At 29.3% G+C, this 11,183-nt stretch carries 14 protein-coding genes and 1 tRNA gene; 6 read left to right on the forward strand and 9 right to left on the reverse strand.

Annotation, left to right across the window (positions count from 1 at the left end; all coding sequences use genetic code 11):
* Window positions 1-380, reverse strand: a 380-nt coding sequence (locus tag ACRC28_RS05120; protein WP_438542374.1) for an ABC transporter ATP-binding protein, incomplete at its 3' end; no start/stop codon positions are given.
* Window positions 381-602: 222 nt separating this feature from the next.
* Here ACRC28_RS05120 and ACRC28_RS05125 point away from each other — a divergent pair.
* Both ACRC28_RS05125 and ACRC28_RS05130 read left to right on the forward strand, forming a co-directional pair.
* Window positions 603-1,151, forward strand: coding sequence for a chromate transporter (locus tag ACRC28_RS05125; protein ID WP_438542375.1), 549 nt, complete (start codon window positions 603-605; stop codon window positions 1,149-1,151).
* Window positions 1,152-1,670, forward strand: a complete 519-nt coding sequence (locus ACRC28_RS05130; protein ID WP_438542376.1) for a chromate transporter — start codon at window positions 1,152-1,154, stop codon at window positions 1,668-1,670.
* Between the two features lie 44 nt (window positions 1,671-1,714).
* Here ACRC28_RS05130 and ACRC28_RS05135 read toward each other — a convergent pair whose 3' ends face one another.
* The gene (locus ACRC28_RS05135) at window positions 1,715-2,701 is read right to left on the reverse strand and encodes a DUF4003 family protein (protein WP_438542377.1); all 987 of its coding nucleotides are present in this window, start codon (window positions 2,699-2,701) and stop codon (window positions 1,715-1,717) included.
* Between the two features lie 237 nt (window positions 2,702-2,938).
* Here ACRC28_RS05135 and ACRC28_RS05140 point away from each other — a divergent pair, with 237 nt between their 5' ends.
* On the forward strand, window positions 2,939-3,499 hold the full coding sequence (locus tag ACRC28_RS05140; RefSeq protein WP_438542378.1) for a GNAT family N-acetyltransferase: 561 nt from the start codon (window positions 2,939-2,941) through the stop codon (window positions 3,497-3,499).
* Between the two features lie 59 nt (window positions 3,500-3,558).
* Here the strand turns inward: ACRC28_RS05140 and ACRC28_RS05145 are convergent, their stop codons facing one another.
* From ACRC28_RS05145 to ACRC28_RS05155, 3 genes are all read right to left on the reverse strand, one after another.
* A complete protein-coding gene (locus tag ACRC28_RS05145) occupies window positions 3,559-4,539 on the reverse strand; it encodes a 2-keto-3-deoxygluconate permease (RefSeq protein WP_438542379.1) in 981 nt (326 codons plus the stop codon).
* A 102-nt stretch (window positions 4,540-4,641) separates the two neighbouring features.
* Window positions 4,642-5,814 (reverse strand): NAD(P)-dependent malic enzyme, encoded by a 1,173-nt coding sequence (locus ACRC28_RS05150; protein ID WP_438542380.1) that lies wholly within the window; start codon window positions 5,812-5,814, stop codon window positions 4,642-4,644.
* Window positions 5,815-6,063: 249 nt separating this feature from the next.
* On the reverse strand, window positions 6,064-6,960 hold the full coding sequence (locus ACRC28_RS05155; RefSeq protein WP_438542381.1) for a LysR family transcriptional regulator: 897 nt from the start codon (window positions 6,958-6,960) through the stop codon (window positions 6,064-6,066).
* A gap of 133 nt (window positions 6,961-7,093) precedes the next feature.
* Here ACRC28_RS05155 and ACRC28_RS05160 point away from each other — a divergent pair, with 133 nt between their 5' ends.
* On the forward strand, window positions 7,094-7,693 hold the full coding sequence (locus tag ACRC28_RS05160) for a DUF2628 domain-containing protein (RefSeq protein ID WP_438542382.1): 600 nt from the start codon (window positions 7,094-7,096) through the stop codon (window positions 7,691-7,693).
* Window positions 7,694-7,776: 83 nt separating this feature from the next.
* On the opposite strand, the gene ACRC28_RS05165 is transcribed toward ACRC28_RS05160, so the two are convergent.
* The 3 genes from ACRC28_RS05165 to ACRC28_RS05175 form a co-directional block, all read right to left on the reverse strand.
* Window positions 7,777-8,388 (reverse strand): N-acetyltransferase, encoded by a 612-nt coding sequence (locus ACRC28_RS05165; RefSeq protein ID WP_438542383.1) that lies wholly within the window; start codon window positions 8,386-8,388, stop codon window positions 7,777-7,779.
* Window positions 8,389-8,562 carry a hypothetical protein gene (locus ACRC28_RS05170; RefSeq protein ID WP_438542384.1) on the reverse strand — a complete coding sequence of 58 codons (174 nt, stop codon included), beginning with the start codon at window positions 8,560-8,562 and terminating at the stop codon, window positions 8,389-8,391.
* Window positions 8,563-8,747: 185 nt separating this feature from the next.
* Window positions 8,748-8,823, reverse strand: a tRNA-Trp gene (locus ACRC28_RS05175).
* Between the two features lie 193 nt (window positions 8,824-9,016).
* Here ACRC28_RS05175 and ACRC28_RS05180 point away from each other — a divergent pair.
* On the forward strand, window positions 9,017-9,541 hold the full coding sequence (locus ACRC28_RS05180; protein ID WP_438542385.1) for a hypothetical protein: 525 nt from the start codon (window positions 9,017-9,019) through the stop codon (window positions 9,539-9,541).
* Between the two features lie 44 nt (window positions 9,542-9,585).
* Here the strand turns inward: ACRC28_RS05180 and ACRC28_RS05185 are convergent, their stop codons facing one another.
* Window positions 9,586-10,452: a metal ABC transporter substrate-binding protein gene (locus tag ACRC28_RS05185; RefSeq protein WP_438542386.1), complete on the reverse strand. Its 867-nt coding sequence runs from the start codon at window positions 10,450-10,452 to the stop codon at window positions 9,586-9,588.
* Between the two features lie 199 nt (window positions 10,453-10,651).
* Here ACRC28_RS05185 and tsaE point away from each other — a divergent pair, with 199 nt between their 5' ends.
* On the forward strand, window positions 10,652-11,113 hold the full coding sequence (gene tsaE / locus ACRC28_RS05190) for a tRNA (adenosine(37)-N6)-threonylcarbamoyltransferase complex ATPase subunit type 1 TsaE (RefSeq protein WP_438542387.1): 462 nt from the start codon (window positions 10,652-10,654) through the stop codon (window positions 11,111-11,113).
* The last annotated feature ends 70 nt before the right edge of the window (window positions 11,114-11,183 follow it).

Genomic DNA, 11,183 nt, shown 5'->3' on the forward strand with positions numbered 1-11,183 from the left:
TCTAAAGCTTCTAATGCTTTTTCTTTTCTTTCCTTCTTACCCATTCCTGCAAAAATAAGTGGCATCATAACATTTTCAAGTGCAGTTTGAGTATTCTCTAAATTAAAGGCTTGAAATACAAAACCTATATGAGAATTTCTAAACTTAGACATCTCTTTATCCTTATACTTAGAGATATCACGTCCATCAAAGATTACCTCTCCACTTGTAGGTGTATCAAGCCCTCCTACAATGTGCATAAGCGTTGTTTTTCCAGAACCAGATGGTCCTACAATTGCTAAAAACTCACCTTCATTAATATTTAATGAAACATTATTTAAAGCAACTATTGTCTCTTTCCCCATTTTATAATTCTTAATTATATTTTTAATTTCAATCATATAATTTCCCTCCTTTGTTTATCTAATTATATTACAATTTTTTCTCTCATTTCTTTTTATTTCTTATTGTTCTCATATTATTTAAATACAGATTATTTTCCCACATTTCATCTCTTTTTATTCTATTTATCAGAGTTTTTTTTTACCTTACATTTAGTTAAAACTTTATACTTACTCTTGTGTTATCATATAGGCATAATCTAATGATAAGGACGTGATTATTTGAAAAAAATTATAAACCTTTTTCTCACTTTCTTCAAAATAGCAATGATAACCCATGGTGGTGGATATGCCATGATTGGTGTTGTTCAAGATGAAATTGTATATAAACAAAAGCTTATGTCTGATGATGAATACATGGAAGTTATAGGACTTTGCCAAACCTTCCCTGGTCCTCTTGCAATGGGCTCATCTTTATTTGTAGGATACCGCCTTGCAGGTTTTTTTGGTGCCATAGCTTGTTTCCTTGGTGCAATAATTCCTCCATTTATTTTTGTATTTATAATTGCAAATTGCTTTATGAGCTTTCAGCATAATATCTATGTAAAATATATTTTAGATGGAATTGATGCCTTAGTTCCTATGATAGTGCTTATGGCAGTTGTTAATTTTGCTAAAAAGATGCCTAAAAACCTACATAATATTATAGTTGCATTAATCGCTTTAATTGCATTAACAGTTTTTCATATGAATCCTGCTTTTGTAATTATAATATCGGCTTTATATGGAATAATAGTCTTTGGAATATTCAAAAGGGAGGTGCCTAAATAGATGTTACTTGCAAAAATATATTTCGCCTTTTTAAAGATAGGTGCTTTAGCTTTTGGTGGAGGCTATGCAATGCTTCCATATATACAAAAAATCGTTGTAACTGACCATCATTGGTTAACTAGCAGTCAGTTTACTTCTTATATTGGTATTGTACAAATTTCCCCTGGTGCAGTTTCTTGTAACCTTTCAGCCTTTATCGGTTTTAAGCTTTATGGATTACTTGGTGGAATTGTTGCCATATTAGGACTTGCAACAGCTCCTATGATTTTAGTCACTATTGCTTACTTTGCATTTTCTAGAATGAAAAACTCTAAAATTTGGAATGCAGCCTTAGTTGGAATGAAACCTGCACTTATTGCACTTATAATCAGTGCCTTTATCTCACTTAGTCGCTCTGCATACAGAGATTGGAAAGAGATAGTTATAACAATAATTGCTGGTATCCTTCTATTCTCAAAGAAAGTAAACCTAATTTTCATTGTATTAATATGTGCATTACTTGGACTTATTTTACATTAGAAAAAACCATCAAGTATCTTAATTTAACTTGATGGTTTATTTTTTTAAGAATTTGAATTTGCTGCAATAATTGCTGCTGTACTCGCTGCCATTATTGCCATTTCAATTGCAATTTCAATATTCAACGCAATATTTTCTGTTATATTCGTAAACTTTAATCTATTCTCATTATCTAATTCATCAATTTCATTAAGCAAAGTAAGTCCTATTGCAATCATATTTCTTAAATCTTTCCCTAAAAGCAGATTGCCAAAGCCCTTTATTTCACTTAAATTATCACTAACTAATCTAACAGTCTTTACAAATGAAACTTCATCTTTAGTTACCCCTGCAATCACTCCTAATATAGGTAGGCATTCCCCTCTAACTGGAATTTTATTTTCTGCTAAAAGCTTCTCTACCCTTTTTATCTTTCCAATTCCTTCATATGGATCTATTTCAAACATAGGCATAACATTAGCTAAAGCTTGTAGGTTATTTCCCTTCCAAAAACCAATATTATTTAATCCTACATAATATAATTCAACTTCCTTCATAGTCCCTTCAATATTATCAGAAGTCAAAGCTAAAATTGTAGCCACAGAAATATCATCACTTCCAGTTAAAAAAGGATGGTCCTTCTTCATAAGTTCATAACACCTTCTAGCTTTTTCTATAACCACATCACTGCTTAAACTATCAGTAGCTCTAAAAATAGTTATAGCTGCCAAAACCAAATACTCACTTCCAAAAAAGACTTTCTTAAGCTTATTATAAATCTCAACTATATCCTTTAAAGCTCCTTCCATATCCTCCTCAAAAGCTAAAACAGAAGCGAGCATTCCAACATTTCGCCTAAGGCTAGAAAACATAGAAATATTCTTCTTTATAACAGAAACTGCAATCTCCAAAGACTTTCTACTAACTCTTTCATTCCTCATAGTTAAACTAAGAGCAGTTATCTTCGTCTTCATATTATCACTAAAACCAATCCTAGCCATCTCAACCTCCGTTGAATTATGAACCATCAACTCAACCCTATCAAACCCCATAACATCCCCCTTTTTAATTTATAATTAAGAATTATGCAACTCATCTCACGATAAAATTTGTCGCCAGACAAATTTTGAGTTCCCTCAAAGAATCCCTCGCGATTCCCCCTAATTCTAAATTTTTAATTTTTCATTCTTAATTATATTCTACCTCCCTATACATTAATTGTAAATATTTTGCTCCACTTCTAAAATTCTGTGTTATAATTGTATAAATTTAAAAAGGAGGTATTTTTTATGGAACATCTAGGAACTATCTCTTTAGAAAGTGATAGGCTTTTACTTAGAAGATTTACCCCTACTGATGCTGAGCCTATGTTTTATAATTGGGCTTCAGATGAGCGGGTTACAAAATTTCTGTCTTGGCCACCGCATTCAAGTATAAATATATCTAAATCTATTTTAAATGAGTGGATTAATGATTATTCAAAAAAGGACTTTTATCAATGGGCTATTACTTTGAAAACTGATTCTAATAATCCAATTGGAAGTATAAGTATTGTTGAAACAAATGATATTTTATCAATGGTTCACTTTGGTTATTGCATAGGCTTTGATTATTGGAATAAAGGAATTGTATCAGAGGCTGTTGATTTAATAATGAAATTCTTCTTTGAAAAGGTTGGGGTTTCTAAAATAGAGTCAAAGCATGACCCAAATAATCCTGCTTCTGGAAAGGTAATGCTTAAAAATAATATGACTTATGAAGGAACATTAAGACATTCTGGAACAAGTAACGTTGGAATCTGTGATTTCTCATATTATTCTATCTTAAAAAACGAATACTTCAATCAATAGAAAAAGGAATTGGCATGCCAATTCCTTCAATAATTTTTAATTTTAAATTTCAAATTCATCTAAACCGCTTCTGCTGTTGCCATATTCAAGCCTTTTCTAGCTTCTTTCGCCTTAAGCCTTTTATCTAAATATCCCACCATAAATGGACATATTATTGCTGTTATTATTATGGATGTTGCTATCTGAGTCATTGCAACTCCTACTAATGGTCTTAATGCTATATCAGCAGCTGCTACAGCAATTGGAGTTGCAAGTTGGTTTCCTGCTGTTGTTCCTATTGCAAAGTTAACTGCTTTTTTACCCCAGAATATCGCATGACAGTAGTAGTTTACAAATCCTGTTATAAATACAACTGCTAGTCCTAAAATCACTCCTGAAAGTCCAGCTTTAAGAATTGAATGGAAATCCATTCCTGCTCCTAATGAAAATGAGAAGAAAGGTGTTAATACATGTTGTCCTTTTCCTAAGAATGTTCTCATATCTTTGTCTACATTTCCTAATATAAATCCTATTATAACAGGTAATATTACTGCAAACATTGCCATAAATGGGATATGCGCAAGTCCTGTTGTTCCAAGTGCTAGCATTGTAAAGAATGCTCCACCACTTAAAGATATTATTGCTCCTGCTCCAACGTCATCCGAATCACCATATTGGTCTGCTAAAGCAACATAAAGTCCTGTATTTGTACATGCAAATGCTGACATTATTACAAGTGGACTAATTCCTATAATTCCTTTCATTCCAAAGAAATGTCCAACTATAATTGTAAGTATAAGTCCTACAAAAAATTTACTTAATAATGAAACAAAACCTTTTTTTATTGGCTTTCCAGCTTCTCTAGCTTTAATTTGTGATCCCATACATAAAAGGAATAACGCTATTAATGGAACTGCACTATTTTTAAATAATGATGTTGTGAATCCACCAATCATCAAAGATTTTGGTATAAAAGTGTTAAAAATTGCTCCAAGTATTAACGGTACTACCATCATACCTCCTGGAACTTTTTTCATAAATTTTAAAATTGGGATTTGCATAATCTTTCCTCCGTTTTTCCCTATTTATCTCTTGTTTATTTATTTTCTAACCGGTCTATACATTTGATATCCTTTACTTATTGTTAAAAGAGGGAGCAAGAATTAAATTCTTGCCACACCTGTTTTTCTTGCTGCTTCTTTAACTGCATCCGCAACTCTATCAACTAAACTTCTGTCTAATGATGGTGGAATTATATTCTCATCATTTAAGTCTTTTTCATCTATTGAGTTTGCAATTGCCATTGCTGCTGCTATTTTCATTTCTTCATTTATATCTTTTGCACGTACTGCAAGTGCCCCTTTAAATAATCCTGGGAATACTGATACGTTGTTTATTTGATTTGGCATATCTGATCTTCCTGTTCCCATAACTCTTGCTCCATGAGCTTTAGCTATTTCAGGCATTATTTCTGGAACTGGGTTTGCCATTGCAAAAAGAATTGAATCCTTTGCCATTGCTTCAACCATTTCTCCAGTAACTATATTAGGTGCTGAAACTCCTACAAATATATCTGCTCCTTTTAAAGCATCTGCTAAATTACCAGTAATTTTTTCTGGGTTAGCAACCTTTGCAAAAGCTCTTTTAGCATAATCTATATCTTCCATATCTTCATTTATTATTCCAACTCTATCACATGGAACTAAATTTTTAACTCCAGCTGACATTAATAGTTTTGCTATTGCAGTTCCTGCAGCTCCCATTCCATTAACAACAACCTTAACTTCATCAATTTTTTTATGAACTAATTTTAAGGCATTTATAACACCTGCTAAAACAACTATTGCTGTTCCATGTTGGTCATCATGGAATACTGGAATATCTAATTCTTTTTTAAGTCTTTCTTCAATTTCAAAACATCTTGGTGCACTTATATCTTCTAAGTTTATTCCTCCAAAACCTGGTGAAATAAGCTTAACTGTATTTACTATTGTATCTACATCATTTGAATCTATACATATTGGGAATGCATCAACTCCACCAAACTCTTTGAAAAGTATTGCCTTTCCTTCCATAACAGGAAGCCCTGCTTTAGGTCCAATATTTCCAAGTCCAAGTACGGCTGAACCATCAGTTACTACTGCAACCATATTTCCTTTTGAAGTGTATTTATATACATCTTCCTCATTTTCTTTTATCATTCTACAAGGTTCTGCAACTCCTGGTGAATAAGCTATGCTTAAATCATCTCTAGTTTCTACTCTTACCTTTGAAATTACTTCAATTTTTCCTTTTTTCTCTTCATGTACTCTTAAACTTTCTTTAAAAAAATCCATCTTTATTACCTTCCTTTTCTTTATCTCTTTCAAAACATATAGATTAAAACATACTTTATTTTCATTTATATATTTTGATTTTTGATTATTTTCTGAAAACTTAATTATTTCCTTTTCTTGTATTTTATTATATCCCTCTTTTTTCTAAATTAAAAATATAGTTTTCTTATCCGCTCATAAGTTTTACTTATAACATGATAATTATCACAAAAAAAGTTACCCTATTTAATTAAAGGTAACTTCTATACTTTATAATTCTCTTTCATTTATCTCTTTATTTTTAGTTTTTATAGTCTTTATAATATCCTTTTCAATATCTGTTAAATAGTGCTCCTTTTTTGCAACTATCGATATATAAAAATCTATTGGTTCCTTAAATTCCATAGTTTGTATCCCAAGCATTTCTTCAACTGCCATCTTCACCATAATTCCAACACCTAAATTAGCTGCTATTAATGACTTTGCAGTTTGAATTTCATTTGTATAATATATTTTTTGTGGCTCTATATTTTCTTTTTTAAGTAAATTTTCTAATACATGAGTATGCAAATACCCATCACCTAAAACTATAAACTGCTCATCTTTAAGCATAGAAAAATCAATCTCACTTTTTTTAGATAAAACATTATTTTTACTTATACACATTACAAAGGAATCCTTTATAAGAGTATCACTTTGTATGCTTTCATCCTCTAAAATTTCAAGAGACCCCATTAGTGCTATGTCAACCTGTCCTGTAAGTAAAAGTTCCTTCATCTTAACAGAACCTGCTTGAACAAATTCAATATGCTCTATAAAGCCCTTTTGAACTAATTCACTAACAAACCTTGGGAAAAAATATGCTCCTATTATTGGAGGAATTCCAAGCTTTATTTTCTTACTTTTTAACTTATCTATCTCTACTCTTACCTCACTAATTTCATGAAGTATATTATCAATTCTCTTTTTCAAAACAAGTCCACTCTCTGTTATCTTTATCTCTTTATTTGAATGACTTCTCATAACTAGCTTTGTCCCTAAATCTTTTTCAAGTCTATTCACCGACAAAGTTACTGATGGCTGAGATATAAATAACTTCTCTGCTGTTTTTGTAAAGCTCCTTACTTCACATAAACATTTAAAATACTCTAAGTCTCTTATATTCAAATAGATTTCCTCCTCTTTTATGTCTATCTTTTAATTCTATAACAAATTTTTATTTTTTTCTATTTTATATTACATGTATATAAAATATTTTTTTGCAAAACCTATTAATATCAAAACTTTAGGAGGTCTTTTTATGAATGAAGATTTAAACGCTTTTGATGAAAAAAGAAAAAATGTAGAAGATACTATTATTAATCCCATTAATAATGATAGTGAGGCTTCTGTTCCAAATCATGATTTATATTCTTATATAGGATATAAAAATCTTGATTACTACCACAGTGTTTTTAATAAACATAAAGAATCTGATAATTTTGTCTCATGGAATTGGTGTAGCTTCTTATTTACACCATTTTGGCTTCTTTATCGTAAACTATACATTTGGTTTTTAATATTCTTTATAGCTGAATTTGTTTTAGATTCCTTTTCTTTTATGTTTCCTTTTATAGGTTCAATTTTAAGAATTGGTTTAATGGTTCTATTTGGACTTTTCGGAAACTCAATGTATCTAAATAGTGCAAAACATAGAATCAGAAAAATAAACAATTCACTTCAAAGCTATAAACATAAAGATGAAATTTTAAAAGCTACTGGTGGAACTAACCTTGTAGCACCACTTATTCTTTTTGGAATTATTGCATTATTTGTCTTAACTATAGGTTTCACTGTTAGTAGCTTGTTCTCAGGTGCTTTAAGTGGAATCTTATCACAATATAATATAAGTATCGGTTAACACCAAAAGAGCCATATATATTAGATAGTATATATGACTCTTTTTTATGTAGTTTATTTTTTTCTCCGCCCTTATCACTTTCATCAGCCTTCTAAATATTTTAAATATTGCACTAACTCTTCACCTTGTATTTCCTCTTCATCTTCATCTACTTTTCTAGTTGCAAACTTTATAAATCCATTTCTTTCATAAAATTTTTTTAATATTTCTTTATTTTCACATTCTAAATATGTAACCTTTCCGCCAATATCATTCTGTACTCTTTTAATTCTTCTACAAGCAAGTTCTAATAATTGATCTCCTGTTATCTCTAAATTTAATGTTTCATTAAAGTTTTTTCCTAGCTGTGCTATTAAAGGAGCATTTATAACACAACTATCTATTTCACTTATATATTCACCAAACTTTTTTATTCTATCTTTCATTTTTCTACTTAATAGAGAAAATTTTTCAATTTTCAATGTTTTATTAACTAGCGTGTAATATCCTATAAGCTTCATATCAACTTCATTTTTCTTGATGAATATCAGATGTGTTGGTGCTATTTTTTGTTTTGCTGGCTCTATAGCTTTTTTCTTTAAAAATATTTCAACATCTGGATTAGGGCAATAAAATTGAGAGAGGATTTCACGTGTTGTTTCCTCTCCCACTTCTTCTAATAATTCTTTTAACGAAATTTCTATGTAATTTTCCATCTATTTCATTCCAAATAAAGTTCTTATATTTTTACCTTTTACTTCAGTTATTTCTCTGTCAAACTTAACTTTATCATTTTTTTTATTTTTAGAAGTTTCTATTGCCTTTAAAAATGTTTCTGCTAATCCTTCATTTTTAAAACTTATTTCTTTACTAATACTTTTTGTTGCCATTGAAATCACCTCTTTTACTTATTTACTTAGATTTTTCCCAGATATAATAAAATTATTCACTTTTAATATTTATATCATAATAATATCATATTTGTTCAATATTATAAATGTATTTCCTATGTTACTTTTATCCATTTTCTACTTTCCGTAATAAAAAAGCACTTAGATAAAAATCTAAGTGCTTTTGGCAGGGGCAGTAGGACTTGAACCCACAACCAATGGTTTTGGAGACCACTACTCTACCAATTGAGCCATACCCCTTCAGAACAAATATTATTATAATATGTTTTTAAAGCTTAGTCAACATTTTTTATTTAAAAATAAAAAGTTTTAGCTTGTTTCTAATGATTATTGTCTTGCTCCAATCTAATCACTATTTTATCCTGATTTAAATTTCAGTCCTTCCAAATTCCTCCTATAAATGATATCCTATTTATGAAAGGATGTGAAATTTATGGATAAAACTCTTTTTGAATTTGATTTTAAATTTACAAATACTGATATAAGTAAAATTTCTACCTATATTTCTGATTACTATAAAGACTCTCAGTCAGTGAAAAAAATTAGAAATACTAAATATGGCTTATTATTTAGTTTTATATGTTTTATCTTGCTCGATTTTTCCTATTTATCTAAAAAGCAATTTGATACTTCTAGTTTAGTTGCTCTTATCACTACTATTTTACTTCTTATCGTATTTTTTTTATTGAAAAATCCTATTAAAAGATTTAATTCTTATCTTAAGAAAAATTTTAATACTAATTTAATTCATGTTTCAATTACAGACTCTAATTTATATTTAGAAGTTTCTTCTTTCAAAGAGACTTTTCCTCTTAATTTATTAATTGATATTTTATTTTACGATAACAGCTTAATTTTAATTTTTAAAAACAAACCTCTTCCACTTATAATTCCTAAAGATAACGCTAACTTTAACGAAATAATGGATTTCCTTAAAAATAAAAAAGCACTTAAATAAAAATCTAAGTGCTTTTTGCAGAGGTAGTACAACCTCACTATTTCTTATTTAAATACATTACTTATTGTATTTATATTATTTTCTAGTAGTTCTAAATAACTGATATTTAGATTTTCTTTTTCTAATGTAATATTATTTACATCTATTTTTTCTTTATCACTTTTATCTTTTATAACTACAACATCCTTTTCATCTAGGTTGTTTTGAGTTATATAGTCTGAAAAGCTTTCTGTTTCTGGTACTACTGTATATTGAATTCCTAAGTCTGATAAAAGGTATTCAAATGTATTGTCTCTTGTTAAAAATATTGGTTTATTTTTTGATTTTTTAACTAGAGTATTAAAATCAGTTACCATTTTATTTACACTATCTATTATTCTATTATAATTATCTTCATAAAAACTTCTGTTTGCAGGATCTTTTTCTTGTAGTGCTGATGTTACATTATATAGCATTACTTCATATTCATTTGGTCCTGTCCAGTAGTATGGATTTGTTACTTTATTTCCATCTTCAGTCATAGTTTTCACTCTTATTCCTCTAGAAATATCTATTACTCCTACCTTACTTTTATTAAGCTCTGATAAAAAGTTTCCCATCCATTTGTCACTGTTATTCCCTGAGTAAAAGAATAAATCCATGTTTGATACATTATTTATAGCACTTTTATTTGGCTTGTAGTTTGCCATATTTTTAGCATTGTTAAACATATACTCTATGTTATGTCTGCCTCCTGTTAATGCATCTATCATATAATATTCACTTTTAGTTTTTGCCATTATATTTAAATAAACCCCTCTATTAGTTTGCTTTGAACCTGTTGTGTCTGCTAATAGTGGTTTTGAAAAACCGCCTAACCCTAAGAAAAACACACCTGTAATCACAAGCATAATAAAAGTTAACCTCTTCACTTCTCCACCTCCAGGGAACTTTTAAAACTTACTTTTGTAAAATTTTAGTCTATTCTCATTCTACACGTTTAATAATCTTTTTTCAACTTAAATATATTTCCTTATCTTTAATGTAAAATAAATTTAGTATAGCTTTTCAAATCCTTAATTTTTGGATAGAATAAAAGGTAAAGATTATTATGGAGAAAGGAGACATATTATGATTTTTGAAGTTAACTCAATAGAGGAAACTAAATCTATTGGTTTTAATATAGGAAAAATACTTAAGCCTTCTAATATCATCTGCTTAACTGGTGATTTAGGAACTGGAAAAACACATATCACTAAAGGAATTGCAGAAGGGTTAGATATTCATGAGCCTATAACAAGTCCAACTTTTAATATAGTAAATGAATATCATAGTGGAAGGCTTAATCTTTATCATTTTGATGTTTATAGAGTAAATGACCCTGATGAAATATATGCTATTGGTTTTGATGACTATATTTTCTCAGATGCTGTTTCTATAATTGAATGGGCTAATTATATCGAGGAAATTTTACCTAAAGATTATATACATATTTTTATAGAGAAAGATTTATCTAAAGGTGAAAACTTCCGTAGGATTCATATTAATACTTATGGAAACGAATATGATTATATTACAAAGGAGATTTTATAAATGTTAGTTTTAAGCGTAGACTCCTCATCAAAATGTGCAACTTGTGCCTTAGTTGATGAAACAGGAGTTT

It is taken from the genome of Clostridium sp., assembly GCF_051650885.1.
Classification (GTDB): Bacteria; Bacillota; Clostridia; order Clostridiales; family Clostridiaceae; genus Clostridium.